Here is a 24,799-nt window from a genome sequence, read left to right as displayed (position 1 = left end):
TTCATACCCCCCAGGGGTATGGTCGGTCGCATAGAGATCTGGAGATCGGAGGACACCATGCACACCGGACTGAAGATCACCGCATTCGCCGCCGCACTGGCAGCCACCTTCGGCACCGCTTATGGCGTGGGCCAGGGCGTCGCACCCGTCGTGGAAGACCGCCCGCCCGCGCGCCATGACACGCAGCACACGGACGAGGCGGCGGAGGGAGGTGGCGGGCACGAAGCGAGCCCCGCCGGCGGGCTTCAGATCTCCGAGGGCGGCTACACCCTCGACCTGCGGACACCGCGTGTCACCGCGGGGAAGCAGACCGAGCTGCGCTTCGCGATCCGCGACGACAGCGGCCGTGCCGTCACCGCGTACCGGCGGGAGCACGAGAAGGAACTGCACCTCATCGTGGCCTCACGCGACCTGGTCACCTACCGCCACCTGCACCCCACCCGCGCCGCCGACGGCACCTGGAGCATCCCCGTCGAACTGCCCCGCGCGGGCGGCTACCGGGTCTTCGCCGACTTCACCCCGGCGAAGAAGGGCGCCGAAAACCTCACCCTCGGCGCGGATCTGGCGGCCTCGGGCCCGTACGAGCCGAAGGGCCTGCCGTCGCCCAGCTCCATCGCCGGCACCCAAGGCTACGAGGTCGAGCTCTCCGGCGGCCTGCGTCCCGGCGCCGAGAGCGAGCTGAAGCTGACGGTCTCCCGGAACGGGCGGCCGGTCACCGACCTCCAGCCCTACCTCGGTGCGTACGGCCATCTCGTCGCCCTGCGCTCGGGCGACCTCGCCTACCTCCACGTGCACCCCAACAGCACCACGAAGCCCGGCCCCGACATCTTCTTCACGGCCACGGCGCCGAGCAGCGGGACCTATCGGCTCTTCCTCGACTTCAAGCACGAGGGCACTGTGCACACCACGGCGTTCACGGTCCGCGCCGGACAGGCGGCCGCGGACGAGCCCGCGCACGATGACGGGCACGGCCACTGAGACGGCGGCCGGTCAGATCTGACCGGCCCGCCGCTGCCGCCGTAGCAGCAGCCCCAGGTACAGCCCGCCGACCACCGCGGTCACCACACCCACCGGCAGCTGGGCCGTCGCGTGGATGTGCTGGGAGGCGAAGTCCGCGGTGACCACGAGGAGGGCCCCCGCGCAGGTCGCGGCGGACAGGTTGGGGCCGGGGACGCGGGTGAGGCGGCGGGCCACCTGGGGCGCGACGAGGGCCACGAACGGGATCGGACCGGCCGCGGCGGTGGCCACCGCGCATGCCGCCGTCGCCAGGACCAGCAACATCAGCCGGGTGCGCTGGACGGGTACCCCGAGCCCGCCCGCCACGTCGTCGCCCATCTCGAGGATCCGCAGCCTGCCCGCGCCGAGCGCGACGAGCGGCAGGACGGCGAGCAGCCCGACCGCGACCGGGCGGACGTCCGTCCAGTCCCGGCCGTTGAGGCTGCCGTTGAGCCACACCATCGCCTGCGCCGCCTCGGTGATCTTGGCCTGGGCGAGCAGGTAGGCGTTGACGCCCTGGAGCAGGGTGCTCACGCCGATGCCGACCAGCACGAGCCGGTAGCCGTGCACCCCGCGCCGCCAGGCGAGCAGATAGACCAGCAGGGCGGTCGCAAGGCCGGCGCCCACGGCCCCGAACGCCACCGCTCCTCCGGTGCCGGAGGCGACCAGGATGACCAGCAGGCCTCCGGTGGCCGAGCCGTAGGTGAAGCCGACGATGTCCGGGCTGCCCAGCGGATTGCGGAACAGGCTCTGGAACAGGGCACCGCTCAGTCCGAGCGCCGCACCGACCAGGATGCCGGTCAGCAGCCGGGGGAGGCGCAACTCGTTGACCACGAAGTCCGTCTGGCGGCTGCCGTTGCCCAGCAGCGTGCGGACCACGTCTGCCGGGGAGATCGCGAACTCCCCGGTGCCGAGCGCCAGTACGCCCACTCCGACGGTCGCGGCCAGCAGGATCAGACAGACCGACACCGCGCGCACGTCCACCCGCAGCGAGAACGCGTGCGACCGGCTCCGTACGACACGCGCGCGCCGCTCGGCCGGACGGGCGGGCGAGGCCGTGCCGGTCACGCGGCGACCACCCGGCGGTAGCGCACCAGGGCGATGAAGACGGGAGCGCCGAGCACGGCGGTGACCACCCCGGCGTCGAGTTCGTTCGGGCGGACGGCGACCCGGCCGAGCACGTCCGCGCACAGCAGCAGGGCCGGGGCCAGCAGCATGGACATCGGCAACGTCCAGCGCTGGTCGGCTCCGACGAGCGAACGGGCGATGTGCGGCACGGCGAGGCCGACGAACACCAGCGGGCCGACGGCCGCGGTCGCCGCCCCGCACAGCACCGTGACGGCCAGCATGCCGAGCAGGCGGGTCCGGTGCAGCCGGGCCCCCAGCGCGCGGGCGGTGTCGTCGCCCAGGGCCACCGCGTTCAGCGGGCGCACCAGGGAGAGCGCGAGCAGCAGGCCCGCCACGACGAACGGAGTGGTGGCCGTCAGCGTCGAGCTGTCGGCCCGCGCCAGCGAGCCCACGCTCCAGAACCGCATCTGGTCCAGGGTCTGCGCGTCCAGCAGCATCATGGTCTGGCTGAGACCGGTGAACACGGCGGCGATCACCGCACCCCCCAGAGCCAGCCGTTCGGGTGTCGCACCGCCGCGCCCGCCCGAGGCCAGCGAATACACCAGCAGCCCCGCCACCACCGCACCCACCATGGCGAACCACACCGACGACCACAGGCTCGTCAGCCCGAAGACCGTGATGGCGAGGACGACTCCGGTGGCGGCGCCCGCGTTGATCCCCAGCAGCCCGGGATCGGCCAGCGGATTACGGGTCAGCGCCTGCATGAGCGCACCCGCGACGCCCAGCGCGGCCCCGGCGGCGATCCCGGCCAGCGTGCGCGGCACCCGTACGTCCCAGATCACCGAACTCGCGGTCGAGCCGTCGTCGTGCAGCAGCGCGTCGACCACGACGGACACCGGCAGCGAACGCGAACCGATCGCCAGGCTGAGCAGGGCCGCCGCGATCAGCAGGAGCAGGGCACCCCCTACCGCCAGGGTGCGGGTCGAGTGCCGGCGGCGGGCGGGTGGCTGTTCCGGACGTACAAGAGCGGTGGTACCACCGCCCGGCTCACCCTTCACCACTGCCCTCCGAGCGCAGCTGCGCGGCGATCAGGCGGCCGAGCGACTTCTTGTCGATCTTTCCGACCGATGTCCGGGGGAAGGAGTCGAGCAGTTCCACGCGATCGGGCAGCTTGTACGCGGCGACGCCCCGGTCCGTGAGGAAGGCGGCGAGTTCGCGCTGGGTCGGGGCCTGTCCGCGTGGGACGAGGTAGGCGCAGGTGCGTTCGCCCATCGTCTCGTCGGGCATGCCGACCACGGCGGCGTCGTGCACGCCGGGGTGGGCGAGGAGGTGGTTCTCCAGCTCCTCGGCGGAGATCTTGTCGCCGCCCCGGTTGATCTGGTCCTTGGCCCGGCCCTCGACGACCAGATGGCCCGAGGGCAGGACCCGGACGAGGTCGCCGGTGCGGTAGAAGCCGTCCGGGGTGAAGGACCGGGAGTTGTGCTCGGCCGCCCGGTAGTAGCCGCGCAGGGTGTACGGGCCGCGGGTGAGCAACTCGCCGGTCCCGCCCGGGGGTACGTCGTGTCCCTCGTCGTCGACCACGCGGACCTCGTCGGCGGGGGACAGCGGGCGGCCCTGGGTGCCGGTCAGCAACTCGGGGGGATCGTCGAGGCGTGTGTAGTTGAGCAGACCCTCGGCCATGCCGAAGACCTGCTGGAGCGTGCAGCCGAGGGCGGGTTCCACGCGGGCCGCGGGCTCGGCGCCGAGCTTGGAGCCGCCGACCTGGAGCAGCCGCAGCGAGGACAGGTCGGCCTCCTCCCACTCCACCGCGTCCAGCCACAGCAGGGCGATCGGCGGGACCACGGCGGTGGCCGTGACCTTCTCCCGTTCGATCAGCGCGAAGGCGTCGTCGGGGCTCGGCGTGGGGGAGAGGACCACCGTGCCGCCCACCAGCAGCGTGCCGAGCAGTCCGGGGCAGGCCAGCGCGAAGTTGTGCGCGGTCGGGAGGACGACCAGGTAGACGGTGTCGCTGTCGAAGCCGCTGACCTCGGCGCTCGCCCGGACGTTGTAGGTGTAGTCGTCGTGGGTCCGCGGGATGAGCTTCGGCTTGCCGGTGGTGCCGCCGGACAGCAGCAGCACCGCCACATCGCCGGGGTCCGGCGCGGGCAGCGGCACCGGGTCGGCGTCGACGTCGGCCAGCGCGGTGAACTCCGCCGGGTCGCCCGCGACCAGGACGTGCTCGACGCCCGGCACCGCCTTGCGTACGGCTCGGGCCAGCCCGCGGTGGTCGAAGCCGTCCAGCGTGTCGGGGACCGCGAGGGCGGTGGCACCGGCCGTCTCGGCGACATGGACGAGTTCGCTCTCCCGGTGCGCGGGCAGCGTGAGCACCGGGATGGCACCGGCTCGCAGCAGACCGAAGAAGAGCACCACGAAGGCGTCGGTGTTGGGCAGTTGGACGACCACGCGGTCGCCGTCGCCGATACCGAGCCGCCGCAGTCCCGCCGCCGTACGGTCGGCTCGCAGATCGAGCTCGGCGTACGTCCACCGGTTGCCGTCGCCGTCCACGAGCGCGACCCGCTCCGGTGAGCGCACGGCCCGATCCCGCAACAGCCGGTCCAGTGGCCGGCCCGCCCAGTACCCCTCGTCCCGATACCGCTCGGCGAACTCCTGAGGCCAGGGCACCCAACCGTCGAGCATCCTCAACTCCCGCCTGCTGTTTAGGAAAGGCTTGCCTAATGCACGATCAGGGTCAAGCCTGGGGGCGTGATCGCGGTCGAGCCTGGAGGTGCGACAGGGGGCAACTGGGGTGTGATCGGGGCGGCGCTCTGGACGCGCCGTCGATGCGGAGGCTACGGTCATTATCGGTTAGGTTAGGTTAACCTAAGTTCACCTGGGAGGTAGGTCCCTTGCTGCGTTATCGGAGCGCGGAGACGGAACTGCCGGGGGACCCCGTTCAGTTGGCCGCGCAACTGGCCGAGTCCGCCTTGTTCGACCAGTACGTGGTGTATGAACGAGAGGGCGACTGCTGGTTCGCCGGAGGGGCGCTCGGCGAGGTCGTGGTCGGCCGCTCCGGGGTGCGCTCGCGATGGCTCACCGAGGAGTCCACGGCGCCGCTCGGACCGCATCCACTCCGTCAAGTCCAGGAGAAACTGGACGAGATGGGCATCGGGGCATGGAACGCCTACGGCTGGACGGCCTTCGAGTTCTCCCACCTGTACACCGACCGGCCGGACCGCGCGGGCGACGAGGACCTCCTGCATCTGGTGATACCGCACACCGAGGTGAGGCTCCGGCAGAACGGCGTCGTCGTCCGCAGCGTCGACGAGGGGATGCTGGACGCCGTCCTGCTGCACCTGGCCGAGCCGGTGGCACCGCGTCCGGTCGACCCCCGGCCGATCGACGTCGAGGACTCCGCCGGAAGGTATCCGGAACTGGTGGCCCGTGCCATCGAGGAGATCCGGACCACCGAACTCCAGAAGGTCATCATCTCGCGGTCCGTGGAGGTGCCCTTCCCGGTCGACTTCGCCGCCACCTTCGTGCACGGCCGCTCCAGGAACACCCCGGCCCGCTCCTTCCTCCTCGACCTCGGCGGCCGCCGGGTCGTCGGCTTCAGCCCCGAGACCGTCGCCGAGGTCGACGCGGCCGGCGAGGTCGTCACCCAGCCCCTTGCAGGCACCCGCGCCCGCGGCCTGGGCGACGTCGAGGACGCACGGCTGCGCGCCGAACTCCTCGCCGACCCCAAGGAGATCTCCGAGCATGTGCTCTCCGTCAAGCTGGCGGAGGAGGAGATGGCGACCGTGTGCCGGCCCGGCACGGTCTCGGTGCGCGACTTGCTGAGCGTCCGTCAGCGCGGCAGCGTGCAGCATCTCGGATCCAGCGTGCACGGCGTGTTGGGCGAGGGGGCCACCGCATGGGACGTCCTGCGGGCGGTCTTCCCGGCCGTCACCGCCTCGGGCATCCCCAAGGCACCGGCGTACGACTGCATCTCACGCCTGGAGACCGAGCCGCGCGGGATCTACAGCGGGGCGGTCCTGATGGCGGGCAGTGACGGAGCGCTCGACGCGGCCCTGGTGCTGCGGAGCCTCTTCGAGGAGAGCGGCCGCACCTGGCTGCGGGCCGGTGCCGGAATACTCGCCGGGTCCACTCCGGAACGCGAACTGGAGGAGACCTGCGAGAAGCTCCGCAGCGTCGCCCCCTATGTCGTGCCCGCACGGGTCGTCGCACCGTCCCTCGGGCGTTAGGGGCCGGCGTGAGACTGGGAGAAGTCGTCGTCGACGTCGCTCCGTTGAAGGCGAGCAGGGACTTCCGGCTGGTCTTCGCCACCCAGGCGATCTCCATGATCGGCACGCATCTCACCTCGGTGGCGGCGAGCCTCCAGGTCTACGCCCTGACCGGATCGACGGTCCAAGTCGGCCTGATGAGCCTGGTGCTGGGCCTCTCGCTGCTGGTCGGACTGGTCGCCGGCGGCGTGCTCGCCGACCGGGTCGACCGGCGCCGGGTGATGCTCGTCACCCGGTCGATCACCGCCGTGGTGGTCGCGGGACTCGCGGTGAACGCCGCCCTGCCCGACCCCAAGGTGTGGTTCGTCTTCGTGGCGGCCGTCCTCGCCGGCGGGACGGCCGGACTCGGCGGGCCCGCCATGATGGCGGCCACACCGTCCCTCGTGCAGCCCGGCCAGCTGGCCGCGGCCGGCGCGCTGACCACGCTCACCGCTCAACTCGGCGGCATGATCGGCCCATCGCTCGCGGGTGTCATCGCGGCGGGCCCGGGGGTCGCGATGTGCTTCGCGATCGACGCGGCGGTGTACGTCGTAGGACTGGCCCTGCTCGCTCCGCTGCCGGCGCTTCCGCCCGAGGGCACGGTGGAGGCGCAGCATCCGCTGAAGGCGATGACCGAGGGACTGCGCTTCCTGCGGGGCAACCAGGTCGTGTCCGGGCTGTTGCTGATCGACGTGTGCGCGGTGGTCTTCGCCATGCCGTACGCGCTCTTCCCCGAACTGGGCACCGAACACTTCGGCGGCGGACCCTCCACCGTCGGACTGCTCTACACCGCCCCCGCCGTCGGCTCGTTCTTCGGCGCGCTGACCAGCGGCTGGACCGGGCGGGTGCACCACACCGGGCGGGCGCTGATCGGTGCGGTCGCGGTGTGGGGCGTGGCGATCGTCTGCTTCGGCCTCAGTCCCAACCTGTGGGCCGCGCTCGCCTTCCTGGCCCTGGCCGGACTCGGCGACACCGCCTCGGAGATCCTGCGCCGGGCGCTCCTCCAGCACTACACGCCCGACCGTCTCCAGGGCCGGGTCGGCAGCCTCTGGCTGGCCCAGGCGACCGCGGGGCCGTCCGTGGGCAACCTGGAAGCGGGCCTGGTGGCCAGGGCGCTGGGGTCGTCCGCGGGTGCGGCCGTCCTCGGAGGTGTCGTCTGCCTGGCGGGCCTGGCGACCCTCGCCGTGGCCATGCCGGGGTTGCGGAAGGCCACCCTGCACGAGCCCTCGGACGCCGAGGAACCCGCTGACTCGACAGAGAAGACATGAGGTGGGCGCCTGTCATGCCGAGTGCGCAGATCAACGGTATCGGGCTCCATTACGAGGACATGGGCGCCGTCGGCACCGGCGAACCCGTGGTCCTGGTGATGGGCCGGGCCGCCGGAGGGCGGTCCTGGCACCTCCATCAGGTGCCCGCGCTCGTCGAGGCCGGACACCGGGTCGTCACCTTCGACAACCGCGGCATCCCGCCGAGCGACGAGTGCCCCGAGGGCTTCACGATCGACGACCTGGTGGCCGACACCGCCGGACTGATCGAGCACCTGGACCTCGCGCCGTGCCGGGTCGTCGGCGTCTCCCTGGGGGCGTACGTCGTCCAGGAGTTGATGCTCGCCCGCCCCGAACTCGTCAGCCAGGGCGTGCTGATGGCCACGCGCGGCCGCACAGACGCGCCGCGCGAGGCCATGGCCGTAGCCGAACGCGCCCTGCACGACAGCGGGGTGGAGCTGCCGCCGGCCTACGCGGCCTGGGTGCGGGCGCTGACCAACCTGTCGCCCGTCACCCTGGACGACGAACAGCGGTTGCAGGACTGGCTGGAGCTCTTCGAGTACTCACCACCGGCCGTCGGCCCCGGCGCGAGAGCCCAGCTGGAGTTGCGCGTTCCGGACGGCAGGCTGGAGGCCTACCGGGCGATCGAGGTGCCGTGCCTGGTCGTCGGCTTCGCGGACGACGTGATCCTGCCCCCGCACCTGGGCCGCGAGGTCGCCGAGGCCATCCCCTCGGCGACGTATCAGGAGATCAAGGGCTGCGGCCACTACGGCTATCTGGAGCGGCCGGACGAGGTGAACCGTGTGCTTCTGGACTTCTTCCGCACCCGAAGAGATTGAATTAGGTTAGCCTCACCTAAGTATCGATTCAGGGGGTAGTGGTGCACCGCACCTTGCTCAATGGAAAGATCCATCGCGCCACCGTCAGCCAGGCCGATCTGCACTACGTGGGGTCCCTGACCATCGATCAGGACCTCATGGACGCCTCCGACATCGTCGAGGGCGAACAGGTCCAGGTGGTGGACATCGACAACGGCGCCCGACTCACCACGTATGCCATCGCGGGCGACCGGGGCACCGGCGTCATCGGTGTCAACGGCGCAGCCGCCCATCTCATCCACCCCGGTCACCTCGTGATCATCATGTCCTTCGCCGCGCTCGACGAGTCCGAGCGTGCCACCCATCGTCCCCGGGTGGTCCATGTCGACAAGGCCAACCGGATCGTCGCCCTCGGCGCGGACCTGGCCGAGCCGGTACCCGGCGCGCCCGACCAGTTCTCCGGATCCTTCCGCGAACACAGCGAACACAGCGAACACAGCGAACACAGCGAACAGAACGAGCAGGACGAACAGGAGAGGAACTGAGCCATGGTCAACCCGTTCGACGACGAGAACGGCGTCTTCCGCGTCCTGGTCAACGACGAGGGCCGGTACTCCCTGTGGCCCGACTTCGCCCTCGTCCCCGCCGGCTGGCGGAGCGTGCACGGTCCCGACGGCCGGGACGCCTGTCTGGAGTACATCGAGCGCGAGTGGACGGACATGCGCCCGCGCAGCCTGGCCGAGGCCATGCGCGAGGCCGGGTCCTGATGGCGGCCCGCCCGGGCGTGGAGGACGTACTCCCTCTGTCACCGATGCAGGAGGGCATGGTCTTCCACGCGCTCTACGACGCACACGCCCGGGACGTCTACACCGGACAGCTCACGCTCCGTCTCGAAGGCCCGCTGGACCCCGAGCGGATGCGCACGGCCGCCGAGGCGCTGGTCGCACGGCACGCCAATCTGCGGGCCGCGTTCCGCACCCAGCGGTCCGGGCGCCCGGTCCAGGTGGTCCGGGGCACGGTCAGGACGCCGTGGTGCGTCACCGACCTGTCGGCCCGGCCGCCGGGGGAGCGCGAGGAGGCCTTCGAGCGGCTGCTGGCAGAGGACCGGGACGAACGGTTCGACCTGGCCCGCCCGCCGCTGCTGAGGTTCCGGCTGGTGGTGTGCGGCGAGCGGGACCACCGGTTGGTGCTCTCCTCGCACCATCTGCTCTGGGACGGCTGGTCCGCCCCCGTCCTCGTGCGCGAGCTCTTCCAGCTGTACACCGCGGGTGGCGACCCCACCGCCCTGCCCCGGGTCCGGCCCTACCGCGACTACCTCGCCTGGCTGTCCCGGCAGGACCCCGAGGCCGCACGGCAGGCATGGCGGGCCGCCCTGACGGAACTTGACGAACCGTCACTCATCGCGCCCGACGCCCGCGAACTCCCCGTCGAGCAGCCCGAGCGGCTCGTCATGGAGCTGTCGGAACAGGACACCGCGGCACTCACGGACACCGCCCGCGCCCACGGACTGACGGTCAGCACCGTGCTCCAGGGTCTGTGGGCCGTCCTGCTCGGCAGACTCACCGGCCGCACGGACGTGGTCCTCGGCGCCACCGTGTCCGGCCGTGACGCCGAAGTCCCCGGCATCGAGTCGATGGTCGGCCTCTTCATCAACACCCTGCCGGTACGCGTACGGCTGCGGCCCGCGGAACCGGTCGCCGCCCTGCTCTCCCGTCTCCAGACCGAGCAGTCCGCGCTGCTCGACCACCGGCACCTCGGCCTCGCCGACATCCAGCGCGCCGCCGGACAGGGCGTCCTCTTCGACACCCTGCTGGTCTTCGAGAGCTACCCCATCGACGACGACGGCATCACACGCGCTCTGGGATCCAACGGACCCGACGGCCTCCGCATGGCTGACGTCTCCGTACGGGACGCCACGCACTATCCGCTGACGCTCACGGCCCTGCCGGGTGCCCGGCTGACGCTGACCCTCGCCCACCAGCCCGCCGCCGTGGACCGGCCGACGGTGACGGGCCTCGCCGACCGGCTCCGTCACCTGATCCAGACGTTCATCGAGGACCCGGCGCGTCCCGTCGCCCGGCTCATCGAGGAAGAGCACCGGACTCCGTCCGGGCGCGTGGAACCCCTCACCCACCCCACGGTCCGGGCCCTGTTCGAGGCCCAGGCCACCCGCACCCCGCACGCCCCCGCCGTCCTGGACGGCGACACCACCGTCACCTTCACCGAACTCGACGCCCGCGCCGACCGGTTGGCCGCCGCCCTGGCCGCGCGCGGCGCCGGACCCGAGTCGATCGTCGCCGTGGCCCTGCCCCGCAGCCCCGACCTGGTGACCGCGTTGCTCGCGGTACTCAAGGCCGGGGCCGCCTGCATGCCGGTCGACCCCGCGTATCCGCCCGACCGCATCGCCCTGATGCTCGGCGACGCGCAGCCCCGCCTGGTGATCTGCGATACGTCGACAGCTCAACAGCTGGGCATCGACCGGGAGTTGGTATGCACCCCCGACGCGGCAGCGGCCGTACCGGAAGAGCGTGTCCCCGTGTCGCCCGAGCACCCGGCGTATGTCATCTTCACCTCCGGCTCCACCGGCCGTCCCAAGGGCGTGGTCGGCACCCAGCAGGCCCTGGCCAACCGGCTCGCCTGGGGCCGGGAGTTGCGGCGGACCACTCCCGGCGTCCGCGTGGCCAAGAGCCCGATCAGCTTCATCGACGGTCTCACCGAACTGCTCGGTGCCCTGACCGCGGGCGAGGCCGTGGCACTCGCCGACGACGAGGCGACCAGCGACCCGACCGCCCTCGCCGCCCTGGCCGACCGGCACCGGGCAAGCCTCCTCACCGCGGTCCCCAGCCTCTACACGACCCTGGTCGAATCCGCCCCGCCGGACTCCTTCACCTCCGTACGCACCTGGATCTCCAGCGGCGAACCCCTCCCCGGCGAGCTGGCCGAGGCGCTGGCCCGCCGTTGGCCACACGCCCGGCTGATCAACCTCTACGGCTGCTCCGAAGCAGCCGGAGACAGCCTCATGCAGGAGTACGGCGGCGGCGAGGGCTCCGTCCCACTGGGCCGGCCGATCGCCAACACGCGCGTCCACGTCCTCGACCCGTTCCTGCAACCTGTCCCCGTCGGCGCGACCGGTGAGCTGTACCTCGCCGGGGTCGGCCTCGCCCGCGGCTACCTCGACCAGCCCGGTCGCACCGCCGAACGCTTCACCGCCGACCCCTTCGGCCCGCCCGGCGGCCGCCTCTACCGGACCGGAGACCTGGCCCGGCTGCGCGCCGACGGCACCGTGGAGTTCCTCGGCCGTGCCGACGACCAGGTGAAGATCAGAGGCTTCCGGGTCGAGCCCGGCGAGATCGAGACGGCCGCACGGCAGCTGCCGGGAGTGGGCCGGGCCGCGGTCGTGGCCCGCGAGGACGGCTCGGCGCCCCGGCGACTGGTGGCCTACGTCGTGCCGGAACCCGGCGCCGGCGTCGACCCGGTGGCCCTGCGCCGGGCGCTGGCCGAACGCCTCCCCGGCCACCTCGTACCGTCCGCCGTCGTGGTCCTGGACGCGCTGCCCCGCACTCCCAGCGGCAAGCTCGACCGCCGCGCCCTGCCCGCCCCCGACTTCACCGAGGCGAGCACGTTCGAACCCCCGCGCACCGAACCGGAGAAGGTGCTCTGCGGGCTCTTCGCCGAGGTGCTCGGGTTGCAACAGGTCGGCGTGCACGACGACTTCTTCGAACTCGGCGGCGACAGCATCGTGTCGGTCCGCCTCGCCGACCGCGCCCGCAGGGCGGGCCTGCCCCTCACTCCCCGGGACGTGTTCACCCACCGCACGGCAGCCGGCCTCGCCGCCCATGCCGATGAGGGACCCGCGCCCGAAGGGTTCACGGCGACCGCAGCACCGCTGGTGTCGCTCAGCCAGTCGCAGCTCGACAACGTCAAGGCGAGGTGGAGGACCCGATGAGCAACGCGCCTGGGGAGGACGGCTCCCTGGTCGAGGACGTGCTGCCGCTGTCCCCGCTGCAACAGGGCCTGCTGTTCCACGCCCTGTTCGACGAGGGCGCCCAGGACGTCTACACCATGCAGTCACTGGTGGAGATCGAGGGACCGCTCCGTCCCGCGCTGCTGCGCACCGCCGCCGAGGAACTCTTCGCCCGGCACGCCAACCTGCGCAGCGCCTTCCTCCACGAGGACCTGGACGAACCGGTGCAGGTCGTACTCAAGCAGATCACCGCCGACTGGACCGACGTCGACCTCTCCGAACACGCCGACCAACAAACCGAGTTGACCCGGCTCTGCACCGCGGACACCGCGGCCCGCTTCGACCTGACCGACCCACCGCTGCTGCGCCTCACCCTGGTGAACCGGGGTGCCGACCGCTGGCTCCTGATCCTCACCAACCACCATCTGCTGCTCGACGGCTGGTCGATCCCGCTGCTGGTACGGGAGCTGCTCCAGCTGTACGCCGCCCAGCTCGCCCCCGGCCGGTCGGCCCCCCTGCCTGCCGTACGCCCCTACCGCGACTTCCTCGCCTGGCTCGCCGCACGCGACCGGGACGCCTCCGCCGGGGCCTGGCGGGAGGGGCTGGCCGGGGTCACGCCGACCCTGCTGGCACCCTCGGCGGCCGGGCTCGTCCCCGTACAGCCCGAGCTGCACACCCTCCGCCTCTCCGAGCAACTGACCGCCGACGTCCAGACGTTGGCCCGAAGCCGCGGCATCACCGTCAACACGGTCGTACAGGGCCTGTGGGCGCTGCTGCTGGCCCGCCTGACCGGCCGGGACGATGTGGTCTTCGGTGCCACGGTGGCGGGGCGGCCCGCCGAACTGGCCGGTGTCGAGTCGATGATCGGGCTGTTCATCAACACCGTGCCGGTACGGGTGTCCGTACCGCCGTACGAGCCCGTGAACGCATTCCTCCGGCGGGTGCAGGACGAGCAGTCCCGGCTGATGGACCACCACTACATGGGTCTCACGGAGATCCAACGCGTGGCCGGGGCAGGGGACTTGTTCGACACGCTGCTCGTCTTCGAGAACTATCCCATCGACGAGACGGCGGTCGCCGAGGCCGAGTCGGCTGCCGGGCTGCGGATCGTCGAGGTGAAGGGTGCCGGTGCCACCCACTATCCCCTCACGCTGGCGGTGCTGGCTGAGCGGCAGTTGGGCGTTGTCTTCGAATTCCGACCCGACTCCTACAACCGGTCGGCGGTGGAGCGGCTGGCCCGGCGGTTCGAGCGACTGGTGCGGGCGGTGGTGGCGGCACCTGACACGCCGCTGGCCGCACTGGATGTGCTCGAAGTAGAGGAGCGCGCGGCACTGCTGGCGGCAGGTGTGGGGGAGCGGCTGCCGATACGGCACGCGACCATGCCGCAGGTACTGGAGGCCCAGGTGGCACGGACGCCGGACGCGGTAGCCGTGGTCGGGAACGGTGAGCGGCTGACCTTCGCGGAGCTGAACTCCGAGGCCAACCGCCTGGCCAGGCTACTGATCGAACTGGGCGCGGGCCCGGAGCGAATCGTCGCGATGGCCTTGCCCCCGACCCCGGCGACGATCACCACGCTCGTTGCGATCCAAAAGGCGGGCGCGGCTTATCTGCCATTGGATCCGGAGTGGCCCGAGGACCGAATCGCCGGGATACTGGCGGATGCAACCCCGGTAGCGCTGATAACGACGACAACTGCATCGCCCCGTCAGGGGCGCGGGGAACTGCGCGACCAGCCACAGACAACCTGCACTGTTGTCCTTCTCGACGCCCCGGCCACTCAACACAGGCTGGCTTCCACGGACGCCACCAACCTCACCGGCGCGACCCTGCTCCCTGAACACCCCGCCTACGTCATCTACACCTCAGGCTCCACCGGCCGCCCCAAGGCGGTGGTCGTCCCCCACCGAGCCATCACCAACCTCTTCACAGCCCACAACGCGGCCCTGTTCACCCCAGCCTCGGCCGGCGGCCAGCCCCTCCGCATAGGCCACGCCTGGCCCACCGCCTTCGACGCCTCGTGGCAGCCGATGCTCTGGATGTTCGCCGGCCACGAACTCCACCTGGTCCCCGAGGACGTACGCCGAGACCCGGACGCCCTCCGCGGTTTCCTCAAGGCGCACCGCATCGAGTTCATCGAACTCTCCCCGTCCCTGCTGGGCGAGCTGGTGGCCCAAGGAGGCGACTGGCAGGGCGAGTTGAAGGTGCTGGGGGTCGGCGGGGAAGCCGTACCACCGGAACTGTGGCGGACCTTGAGGGACACCGACGGACTGGTCGCCCACAACCTCTACGGACCCACGGAGTGCACCGTCGACTCGGCCGACTGCGACTTCTCACTCAGCGACCGCCCCGCGATCGGCCGCCCCGTGGCGGGCGGGCGCCTCTACATCCTGGACGGGCATCTGAACCCGGTGCCGACGGGTGTCGAGGGCGAGCTGTACATCGCGGGGGAGGGGCTCGCCCGCGGCTACCTCGGCCGACCGGGCGCCACCGCGAGCCGGTTCATGGCCGACCCGTTCAGCGACCGGCCCGGTGCCCGCATGTACCGCACCGGCGACATCGCCCGCTGGACCGAGCACGACCTGGTGGAATGTCTGGGCCGGGTCGACGACCAGGTCAAGATCCGGGGCTACCGGGTCGAACCCGGCGAGATCGAGGCCGTGCTGCTCGACCACAAGCTGGTCGAACGGGCCGCGGTGGTCGTACGGGAGGACACTCCCGGAGTACGCCGACTGATCGCGTACGTCGTCACGCCCGCGCCCGACGAAGGGACGGCGGAGCTGCTCCGCCGGGCCGTGGCCGACGTACTGCCCGACTACATGGTGCCGTCGGCCTTCGTCCCGGTCGACGGCTTCCCGCTCACCCACAACGGCAAGCTGGACACCGCCGCACTGCCCGCCCCGTCCCGGTCCGACGGGCCGGTGAGTGAGCCGCCCCGCGATGCGGTCGAGGAGCGTCTCGCCGGGCTCTTCGCCGGTGTGCTCGGACTGGACGCGGTCGGCGTGCACGACAGCTTCTTCGCGCTCGGCGGCGACAGCATCGTGTCCATGCGGCTGGTCAGCCAGGCCCGCGCCGCCGGGCTGGCGATCTCACCGCGTGACGTTTTCGAAGAGCCGACGGTGGCGGGCCTCGCCCGACGCGCGGGCACCGGTCCCAGCCGGGTGGCGGACCCGGACGCGGGCACCGGCGACATCCCGCTCACCCCGATGCTGAGCTGGATCACCGAACAGGGCGGACCCTTCCGGGGGCTGAGCCAGGCGCGCTTCCTCAGGACCCCGGCCGGCATGGACCTCGGCGGCCTGCATCGCACCGTACAAGCCGTGCTGGACCGGCACGATCTGCTCCGTGCCACGTTCGGGGCGGCCGAGGACGGGGCGTGGCGCTTCCATGCCGCGCCCGTGGGCGCGGTCCGCGCAGCCGACTGCGTACGGCGGATCGAGGCCGAGCGGCTCGACCACACCGCCATGGGCACGCTGGTGCCCGACGCGTTCGACGAGCTGGTCGCCGAACTCGACCCGGCGGCCGGGGCGGTGGCCCGGCTCCTGTGGTTCGACGCCGGAGAGGGCCGCGAGGGACGGCTGCTGGTCGTGCTGCACCACCTCGTGACCGACGCGGCGTCCTGGGGCGTGCTGGTCGCCGACCTCGTCGCGGCCTGGGAGGGCACGCGGCTTTCGCCACGCGGCACCAGCGTCAAGGAGTGGGCGCAGGCACTGCGGGCCGAGGCCCGGACGCCCCGCCGAACGGCCGAACTCGCCCTGTGGAAAGGGATCCTGGACCGGCCGGAACCACCTCTGGGTTCCGCACCGCTGGACCCCGCGCGGGACACCAGGGACATGGTCGGCAGGCACTGGACGACGCTCGGCCCCGATGTCACCACGCCACTGGTCTCGGGCTCGGTCCAAGAAACCCTGCTGACCGCGCTGGCACTCGCCGTCCCGGACTGGCGAGGCTCGCCGGACACGTCGGTACTGATCGCACTGGAGGGACACGGCCGGGAGGAACAGCTGCTGCCCGGCGCGGATCTGTCCGCCACCCTCGGCTGGTTCACCACCGCGTTCCCGGTCCGGCTCGATCCGGGCCCGCCGTCAGGAACGGACCAGGTGCGACGCATCCGCGACCAGCTGGCCGCCCTGCCCGACAAGGGGATCGGCCATGGACTGCTGCGCCACCTCAACCCGGAGACGGCCGCGGTGCTGGCTCAACTCCCTGAGCCGCAGATCGAGTTCAACTATCTCGGCAGGATGACGATGGGTGAGCGCGGGGACTCGGCTGTCTTCACCAGCGCGCCCGAGACCGGGGCCATGGGCAGCGGCGCCGACCCCGGGATGGCCGCGCCGTACCCCCTGGTCGTCGACGCGGTGATCACCGACGGGCCGGACCTCAGGGTGTGCTGGCAGTGGCCGGAACGGCTCTTCACCGAGCCCGAGATCCAACGGCTGGCCGAGCTGTGGACCAGCTCCCTCCAACGGCTGCTGAAAGGCGAAGTCCGGTGACGCAGACACCCGCCGCCCTGCCCGGCGACGACCTGGCGGCACGCAAGCGCGCACTGCTGCGCCGCAGGCTGGAGAGCGCCGGCCTGGCCCACTCCGAGAGCATTCCTCCCCGGCCGGCAGACGTCGGGACGCTGCCGCTCTCCTTCGCGCAGTCCCGTATGTGGCTGCTCCAGCAACTCGACCCGGCCAGTCCGGCGTACAACGTGTGCCTCGCCATCCGGCTGCGCGGCCCGCTCGACCCGACCGCGCTGCACACCGCCCTCCAGGGCCTGGTCACCCGGCACGAGGTGCTGCGCACGCGCTATCCGGCCGCCGAGGACGGTACGCCGGAGCAGGTGATCGACGGCGAGACGGAGGTGGACTTCGCCACGGTCGACATCAGTGAACTCGCGCCGGACCAACAGGAGCTGCAGGCAGGGGAGTTGGCGAGGAACGCCTCAGCCATGGCGTTCGACCTGGCCGCCGAGCATCCCTTGCGGACCCTGCTCATCCGTCGCGAAGCACAGGACCACTGCCTCGTGTTGACGGTGCATCACATTGCCTGGGACGGCGGGACGTTCAACGCTCTCTCCCGTGATCTGAGCGCCCTCTACCGGTCGGCCGTCACCGAAGAGCCGTCCGGCCTCGAACCCCTGTCCGTCCAGTACGGCGACTTCGCGCTCTGGCAGCGCACCAACTGGTCCGACGAACGCCTCGCCGAGCACCTCGACCACTGGCGCACCGCCCTGGTCCCGTCGCCGCAGCCGCTCGCCCTGCCCACCGACGCCCCGCGCAGCGCCCAGCCCGCCGCGGACGGCGACCGCCGCCACCGCGCCTTCGCGCCCGAAGTCACCGGCCGCCTCACCGACTTCGCGCGGAACGCGGGCGTCACCCCCTTCATGGTGCTGTTCGCCGGCCTGGCCGCGCTGCTCCACCGCACCACCCGCGCCACCGACGTCCCGATCGGCTCGGCCGTGATGAACCGGGACCTGCCCGGCCTCGAAGGGATGATCGGCAACTTCGGCAACACCCTCGCCCTGCGCGCCGACCTGGACGGCGACCCGGACTTCGCCGAACTCGTCGAGCGCGTACGCCAGGTCTGCACCGACGGCTACGCCCACCAGGACATGCCCTTCGACAAGCTGGTGGAGCAGCTGAGCCCGCGGAGGCAGCCGGGCCGCTCCGTCTACTTCGACGTGATGCTGCTGTTCCTCACGCAGGGACTACAGGGCCCACAGCTCCCCGGAGTCACCACCGAATGGGAGACCGTCCACAACGACACCACCCAGTTCGACCTCTCCCTCGAAGCGTTCCTCACGGACGGACAGCTGCGGATCGAAGCCACCTACCGCACCCCCCTGTTCACCCCGGAGACCGTCGACCGGCTGCTCCGGCACCTGGAGACCCTCCTCTCCGCGGCGCTCGCCGACCCGGAACACCCCGTCTCCGCCCTGCCCTTGATGGCCGAGGACGAGCAGCAGCGCGTCCTGGAGACCTGGAACGCCACCGCCCACCCGGTACCCGCCACCACGCTCACCGAGCTGCTCCACCGGCAGGCGGTACGAACCCCCGACGCACCGGCACTGATTGCCGATAGCCAACTCGAATACGCCGGCCAACTCGAATACGCCGGCCGGCTCGATTACGCCGGCCTGCACGCCCGCGCCAACCGTCTCGCCCGCCTTCTCATCGCCCACGGAGTCGGCCCGGAACGCCTGGTGGGCGTCGCCCTGGACCGCGGCCCCGACCTCGTGGTGGCCCTGCTCGCGGTGCTCAAGGCGGGCGGTGCCTACGTCCCGCTGGACACCGGGTACCCCGCCGAGCGGCTGGCGTTCATGGTCGAGGACGCCGCACCGGCCCTGGTGCTGACCTCCGCCTCCGCCGCCCGCTCGTTGCCCGCGGACGTGGTGCCGCTGCTCCTCGTCGACGATCCCGCCGTACAGGAGCGGCTCGCGGCAACGGACCCCGGTGAACTCACCGACGGAGAACGCCTCCAGCCGCTGCGCCCCGAGCACCCCGCCTACGTCATCTACACCTCCGGCTCCACCGGCCGCCCCAAGGGAGCCGTCGTCCCGCACGCCGGGATCGTCAATCGGCTGCTGTGGATGCAGGACACGTATCGGCTGGGACCGGACGACCGGGTGCTACAGAAGACACCGGCCAGTTTCGACGTCTCCGTCTGGGAGTTCTTCTGGCCGCTGATCAGCGGCGCGGTGCTCGTGCTCGCCCGCCCCGGCGGACACCGTGACCCCGGCCACCTCGCCGAGCTGATCCGCGAACAGCGGGTGACGACCGCCCACTTCGTGCCCTCGATGCTGCGGGCGTTCCTCGACGACCCGGCCGCCGAAGGGGTGCGGGGCGTGCTGCGGAGGGTGGTGTGCAGCGGCGAGGCGCTGCCCTCCGAACTGGCCGAGCGGTGTGCGCGGTTGCTGGACGGCACCGAGATCCACAACCTGTACGGCCCCACCGAGGCCGCGGTCGACGTGACCGCCTGGCCGTGCGCGGAGGGCACCCGGTCCGCCGCCGGTTCGGTACCGATCGGGCGGCCCGTGTGGAACACCCGCACCCTGGTCCTGGACGCGGCGCTGCGCCCGGTGCCGCCGGGCGTAGCCGGAGAGCTCTACCTGGGCGGAACCCAGCTGGCCCGCGGCTACCTCGCCCGCCCCGCCCTGACCGCCGATCGCTTCGTCGCCGACCCCTACGGCCCGCCCGGCGCCCGCCTCTACCGCACCGGTGACCTGGTCCGCTGGACCGCGGAGGGCGCGCTGGAGTTCCTCGGCAGGTCCGACGACCAGGTGAAGATCCGCGGCTTCAGGGTCGAGCCGGGTGAGACGGAGGCCGCGCTCGCCGCACTGCCCGGCGTCTCCCAGGCGGCGGTGACAGCACGGCAGGAAGAGCCGCAGCTGGTGGCGTACGCCGTCCCGCGGCCCGGCGTCCGACTGGAACCCCTCCAGGTCCGGCAGGACCTCAAGGCGTCACTGCCGGACCACCTCGTGCCCGCGGTCGTCGTCGTCCTCGACGAACTGCCCCTCACCCCCAACGGCAAGCTGGACCGCGCCGCGCTGCCCGCCCCGGACCTCGCCGCCCTCACGACCGCCACCGCACCCCGCACCCCGGCCGAGGCGAGGCTCTGCGAGCTGTTCGCGGAGCTGCTCGGACTGCCCGCCGTCGGCATCCACGACGAGTTCTTCGCCCTCGGCGGCCACTCCGTCCTCGCCACCCGGCTGGTCGCCCGTATCCGGGCCGAGCTGGGTGCCGTCGTCCCGCTGCGGGCCGTGTTCGACACACCCACCGTGGCCGCGCTCGCCCCCCTGCTGGACACCCCGGCCGAAGGGCGGCCGGCGCTCGCGGCGCTGCCCCGCCCCGATGCCGTGCCGCTGTCGTCCGCGCAGGCCAGGCTGTGGTTCCTGCACCGGCTGGAGGGCCCGAGCCCGACGTACAACATCCCCACCGCGATCCGTCTCACCGGACCGCTCGACCCCGCGGCACTGCACGCGGCGCTCCAGGACGTCGTGGAGCGCCACGAGAGCCTCCGCACCGTCTTCCCCGACGAGGACGGCACCCCCCGCCAGGCCGTCCTGCCGCCGGAGGACGCCGTCGTGCCCTTCGACGTGATGCCCGCTCGCCCGGACGAACTCGACGCGCTGCTGCGCGAAGCCGCCGCCCACTGCTTCACGCTGGACGCCGAGATCCCCGTACGGGCGACGCTGTACGCGCCAATTGACCCTGGCGAAGTCAGCGACGGTTCGGCAACGCCGCCCCAAAGGGGCGCGAGGAACTGCGCGACCAGCCACGACGAGCCCGCAGACGACCCACGGCCCATCACGGCACTACCCGCGGAGCGCTCCGCACCGGACGATCACGTCCTGCTGCTGCTCGTGCACCACATCGCGACCGACGGCTGGTCGGCGGAACCACTGCTCGGCGACCTGGAAACCGCCTACGCCGCCCGGCGGGACGGCAAGCCCCCCGAGTGGCAGCCGCTTGCCGTGCAGTACGCCGACTACACGCTGTGGCAGGAGGCACTCCTCCACGAGACGACGTCACGGCAACTGGACTACTGGACCGGCCAGTTGTCCTCGCTTCCGGAGGAACTCCAACTCCCCGTGGACCGCCCGCGCCCGGCCATCCACGACTACCGGGCCGGGGCGGTCGACTTCACCGTCGACGCGGAGATCCATGAGGCCCTGCGCGTGTTGGCGGCGGAGGCCGGCGGCACCGCCTTCATGGGGCTTCAGGCCGCACTCGCCGTGCTGCTCAGCCGCCTCGGCGCGGGTGACGACATCCCGCTGGGCACCCCGGTGGCCGGACGTGGCGACCCTGCTCTCGACGACCTCGTCGGCCTGTTCGTCAACACGCTCGTGCTGCGCACCGACGTCTCCGGCGACCCGACGTTCCGTACCCTCCTGGCCCGTGTGCGCGAGGCCGACGTCGACGCCTACGCGCACCAGGAGCTGCCGTTCGAGCGGCTCGTGGACGCGCTGAGCCCGACCCGCTCCATGGGACGGCACCCGTTGTTCCAGGTGATGCTGGCCCACCAGCAAGCCCCCGACGACGACCGGGAGTTCGCCGGTCTCACGCTCCGCGAACTGCGCGTCGACTTCTACACCGCCAAGACCGACCTGGCTTTCCACCTCTTCGAGCGGGCGGACGGCGGCGGAATCAGCGGCTCGCTCGTCTACAGCGGCGACCTGTACGACCGCGCCACCGCACAGGACTTGGTGGAGCGCTACGTACGGCTGATCGGCGAGCTGGCCCGGCAGCCGGACCGCCCCGTGCGCGCCGCCGAGGTCCTCACCCCGCGCGAACGCACGCTGCTCCTGGGGGAGTGGAACGACACCGCGCATCCCATGCCCGCCACCACCCTGACCGCACTGGTCGAGGAGCAGGCGGCGAAGACCCCGCACCTCACCGCCGTGGAGTACGCGGCGGATGCGTTGACGTACGGCGAACTCAACGCCCGCGCCAACCACCTCGCCCGTCGGCTGACGGCACTCGGGGTCGGTCCCGAGCGCTGCGTCGGCATCCATCTCGAACGCTCCGTGGAGATGGTCGTCGGGCTGCTCGCCGTCCTCAAGGCGGGCGGGGCCTTTGTGCCGTTGGAGCCGTCCTGGCCGGCCCGGCGGAAGGACGAGGTGTCACGCAGCGCCGCCCTGACCGCGGTGCTGGGCCGGTTCGGCGACGAGTTCGAGAGCCTCGTCGAGGTTGATCTGAAGGGCCCGGTGCCGGAGGAAGTCAACCTTGACGTCAAGGTCGACCCCGAGGGCCTGGCCTACGTCATCTACACCTCCGGCTCCACCGGCGTCCCCAAGGGCGCGATGATCCGGCACCGGGCCATCGCCCACCGGCTGCTGTGGCAACGGGAGTTGCTGCGCTTCGGCATCGAGGACGCCGCCCTGTTCAAGGCGCCGCTCGGCTTCGACATCTCCATCAACGAGATCTTCCTTCCGCTCGCCAACGGCGGCCGGGTCGTGATCGCCGAACCCGGCGGCGAACGCGACGTCGACTACCTTCTCGACACCATCGAAGGGCACCGGGTCACCTTCACCTACCTGGTCTCCTCGATGCTCGACCTGCTCCTCGAACTGGACGGCTTCGCGCCGCGGGCCGGCTCGCTGAAGCACGTGTGGTGCGGCGGCGAGGTGCTCACCCCCGAGCTCTTCGCCCGCTTCCGGGCCGCGAGCGAGGCGGTCATGTACCACGGGTACGGTCCGGCCGAGGCCACCATCGGCGTCAGCCACGTCGTCTACCGCACCGGCGCGATCCGCAGCGCCGTCTCCATCGGACGGCCCAACGGCAACACCCGGCTGTACGCCCTCGATGAACGCCTCCAGCCCGTCCCGGTCGGCGTGGCGGGGGAGTTGTACGCCGGTGGCGTGTACCTCGGCCGTGGCTATGTGAACGACCCGCGTCGCACCGCCGATCACTTCGTCGCCGATCCCTTCGGCCCGCCCGGCGAACGGCTGTACCGCACCGGGGACCTGGTGAGGTGGCAGCGGGACGGCACGCTGGAGTTCCTCGGCCGTGCGGATCACCAGGTCAAGATCCGCGGGATGAGGGTGGAGCTGGAGGAGATCGAGGCGATCCTCGAACAGCATCCCGGCGTACGGCGAGGAGTCGTCGTCATCCGCGAGGACTCACCCGGCGTGAAGCGACTCGCCGGATACTGCCTCGGCGCCGGCGGGCAGCTCGCCACCGACCTGCGCGGCTGGCTGCGCGAGCGGCTGCCCGAGCACATGGTTCCGGCCACGCTCACCGTCCTGGACGCCTTCCCGCTGCTGCCCTCCGGCAAGGTGGACCGCGGCGGGCTCCCCGCCCCCGAGATCGCCGTCGTGGCACCGACACGGGCTCCGGCCGACGCACGCGAGCGGCAGCTCACCGAGCTGTTCGCGACGGTCCTCGGGCTGCCGCGCGTCGACGTGGACGACAACTTCTTCGAGCTGGGCGGCGACAGCATCGTCTCCATCCGGCTGGTGACCCTGGCTCGCAAGGTGGGTATCGCGATCAGCCCGCGCCAGGTGTTCCAGACGCCCACTCCGGCGGGTCTGGCCGCCGCTGCGGCCCGCGCCTCGGACGCCCCCTCGACCACCCCCGCCGATGAGCCGGTCGGCGACGTGGAACTCACCCCCGTCATGCGCTGGACGGCCGACTCCTACGACGGCCTCGCCCAGGCCGTCCTGCTCGTCACCCCGCCCGAACTGACCGACGCCGCCGCCGTCGCCGTACTTCAGTCCGTCCTGGACCGGCACGACATGCTGCGCGCGAGGCTCGACGGGGACCGGCTCGTCGTACCCGCCGAAGGGACCGTGCGCGCCGGGGAGTTGGTGCGGCGGGTGCCCGGCGAGGACGTCCAAGGGGAGCTGGCCGCCGCCGTGGCACGCCTCGACCCTCGCGCGGGGCGCATGCTGGACGCCGTTCGGTTCGACGGGCTGCCCGGCCGACTCCTGCTCGTCGCCCACCACTTGGTCGTCGACGGGGTGTCCTGGCGGATCATCGGCTCCGAACTCGCTGACGCATGGCGGGCCGTGCAGGCCGGTGAGACGCCGCGGCCGGAACGTACGGGAACCTCCTTCCGGGGATGGAGCAGGCTCCTCGCGGAACAGGCAAGCGCGCGAGTGCCCGAACTGCGGTGGTGGACCGAGGCGTTGCAGGACGCGCGCCCGCTGCTGGACCGGACGGTCTCGGGCACACGGCGGGAACGGACGCTGGTGCTGCCCGGTGACGTCACCGAACCGCTGCTGACCACGGTGCCCGCCGCCTACCACGCCTCCGTCCCGGACGTCCTGCTCACGGCCCTCGCACTCGCGGCCGGAGCCTGGAACGGCGACACGGCACCGCTGCTCATCGGCCTCGAAGGGCACGGGCGCGAGGAGGGAATCGTCGAGGGTGTCGATCTGTCGGCCACCGTCGGATGGTTCACGACGTTCTACCCGGTCGCCGTCGACCCCGGACCACTCGACCTCGACGAGGCGCTGTCCGGGGGACCCGCGGCCGGCACCGCCCTCAAGCGCGTCAAGGAACAGCTGCGGGCGGTGCCGGACAACGGCCTCGGCTACGGCCTGCTGCTCTACCTCAACCCCGACACCGCGCCCGAGGTGGAGAAGCTGCCGGAGCCCCAGGTCGCCCTGAACTACCTCGGCCGTTTCACGGCATCGCACGACGGCCACTGGGACCTCGCCCCGGAAGCCCCGATGCTCAGCGTGCCCGCGCGGACCTCCCGGTTCGGCCTGGAGATCAACGCCGTCGCCGTCGAAGGGACGGACGGCGTACGGCTGCACATCCACGCGGCCTGGCCCGCAGAGTTCCTCACGGACTCCGAGGCGGACGAGCTGCTCACACTGTGGCAGCGCGCCCTCCGCGGACTCGTCCGGCATGCCGAGGAGTCCCCGGCGGGCGGACTCACCCCGTCCGACCTGCCCCTGCTGACGCTGACCCAAGAAGACATCGACGACTTCGAGAACGACGATTTCTGAGCGGAGGA

General features: G+C 71.9%; 12 protein-coding genes. 9 read left to right on the top strand and 3 right to left on the bottom strand.

Annotated features, from left to right (window positions below):
* The first annotated feature begins 57 nt into the window (after positions 1-57).
* A complete protein-coding gene (locus KCH87_RS26660) occupies positions 58-978 on the top strand; it encodes a hypothetical protein (RefSeq protein WP_210588791.1) in 921 nt (306 codons plus the stop codon).
* Positions 979-990: 12 nt separating this feature from the next.
* Here KCH87_RS26660 and KCH87_RS26655 read toward each other — a convergent pair whose 3' ends face one another.
* Genes KCH87_RS26655 through KCH87_RS26645 form a run of 3 tightly spaced genes read right to left on the bottom strand, consistent with a single transcriptional unit; the run spans position 991 to position 4,740 of the window.
* Entirely contained in the window at positions 991-2,064 is a 1,074-nt protein-coding gene (locus KCH87_RS26655; protein ID WP_374199036.1) for a FecCD family ABC transporter permease, read from the bottom strand.
* A complete protein-coding gene (locus tag KCH87_RS26650; protein ID WP_308298923.1) occupies positions 2,061-3,122 on the bottom strand; it encodes an iron chelate uptake ABC transporter family permease subunit in 1,062 nt (353 codons plus the stop codon). Before KCH87_RS26650 ends, KCH87_RS26655 begins: the two co-directional genes overlap by 4 nt.
* Complete coding sequence (locus KCH87_RS26645; RefSeq protein WP_210588790.1) at positions 3,112-4,740, bottom strand: (2,3-dihydroxybenzoyl)adenylate synthase; 1,629 nt, start codon at positions 4,738-4,740, stop codon at positions 3,112-3,114. The genes KCH87_RS26650 and KCH87_RS26645 overlap by 11 nt, the downstream gene beginning before the upstream one ends.
* A gap of 209 nt (positions 4,741-4,949) precedes the next feature.
* Here KCH87_RS26645 and KCH87_RS26640 point away from each other — a divergent pair, with 209 nt between their 5' ends.
* Genes KCH87_RS26640 through KCH87_RS49270 form a run of 8 tightly spaced genes read left to right on the top strand, consistent with a single transcriptional unit; the run spans position 4,950 to position 24,791 of the window.
* Positions 4,950-6,284 carry a salicylate synthase gene (locus KCH87_RS26640; protein ID WP_210588789.1) on the top strand — a complete coding sequence of 445 codons (1,335 nt, stop codon included), beginning with the start codon at positions 4,950-4,952 and terminating at the stop codon, positions 6,282-6,284.
* Positions 6,285-6,292: 8 nt separating this feature from the next.
* On the top strand, positions 6,293-7,570 hold the full coding sequence (entS, locus tag KCH87_RS26635) for an enterobactin transporter EntS (protein ID WP_210588788.1): 1,278 nt from the start codon (positions 6,293-6,295) through the stop codon (positions 7,568-7,570).
* 14 nt (positions 7,571-7,584) lie between these two features.
* Positions 7,585-8,406 carry an alpha/beta fold hydrolase gene (locus KCH87_RS26630; RefSeq protein WP_210588787.1) on the top strand — a complete coding sequence of 274 codons (822 nt, stop codon included), beginning with the start codon at positions 7,585-7,587 and terminating at the stop codon, positions 8,404-8,406.
* Between the two features lie 41 nt (positions 8,407-8,447).
* Positions 8,448-8,930 (top strand): aspartate 1-decarboxylase, encoded by a 483-nt coding sequence (panD, locus tag KCH87_RS26625; RefSeq protein ID WP_210588786.1) that lies wholly within the window; start codon positions 8,448-8,450, stop codon positions 8,928-8,930.
* A gap of 3 nt (positions 8,931-8,933) precedes the next feature.
* Entirely contained in the window at positions 8,934-9,152 is a 219-nt protein-coding gene (locus KCH87_RS26620) for an MbtH family protein (RefSeq protein WP_210588785.1), read from the top strand.
* Entirely contained in the window at positions 9,152-12,331 is a 3,180-nt protein-coding gene (locus tag KCH87_RS26615) for a non-ribosomal peptide synthetase (RefSeq protein WP_210588784.1), read from the top strand. The genes KCH87_RS26620 and KCH87_RS26615 overlap by 1 nt, the downstream gene beginning before the upstream one ends.
* Complete coding sequence (locus KCH87_RS26610; protein WP_210588783.1) at positions 12,328-16,839, top strand: non-ribosomal peptide synthetase; 4,512 nt, start codon at positions 12,328-12,330, stop codon at positions 16,837-16,839. Before KCH87_RS26615 ends, KCH87_RS26610 begins: the two co-directional genes overlap by 4 nt.
* On the top strand, positions 16,836-24,791 hold the full coding sequence (locus KCH87_RS49270) for a non-ribosomal peptide synthetase (RefSeq protein ID WP_308298922.1): 7,956 nt from the start codon (positions 16,836-16,838) through the stop codon (positions 24,789-24,791). Before KCH87_RS26610 ends, KCH87_RS49270 begins: the two co-directional genes overlap by 4 nt.
* The last annotated feature ends 8 nt before the right edge of the window (positions 24,792-24,799 follow it).

This window comes from Streptomyces sp. GESEQ-35, from assembly GCF_017948485.1.
Classification (GTDB): domain Bacteria; phylum Actinomycetota; class Actinomycetes; order Streptomycetales; family Streptomycetaceae; genus Streptomyces.
This window is presented reverse-complemented; position numbering and strand designations above follow the sequence as displayed.

Bases quoted from the DNA above. Each gene is read 5' to 3' on its own strand.
- KCH87_RS26645 (WP_210588790.1), bottom strand. From the start codon at position 4,740: ATGCTCGACGGTTGGGTGCCCTGGCCTCAGGAGTTCGCCGAGCGGTAT.
- KCH87_RS26610 (WP_210588783.1), top strand. From the start codon at position 12,328: ATGAGCAACGCGCCTGGGGAGGACGGCTCCCTGGTCGAGGACGTGCTG.
- KCH87_RS26615 (WP_210588784.1), top strand. From the start codon at position 9,152: ATGGCGGCCCGCCCGGGCGTGGAGGACGTACTCCCTCTGTCACCGATG.
- KCH87_RS26660 (WP_210588791.1), top strand. From the start codon at position 58: ATGCACACCGGACTGAAGATCACCGCATTCGCCGCCGCACTGGCAGCC.
- KCH87_RS26620 (WP_210588785.1), top strand. From the start codon at position 8,934: ATGGTCAACCCGTTCGACGACGAGAACGGCGTCTTCCGCGTCCTGGTC.
- KCH87_RS26630 (WP_210588787.1), top strand. From the start codon at position 7,585: ATGCCGAGTGCGCAGATCAACGGTATCGGGCTCCATTACGAGGACATG.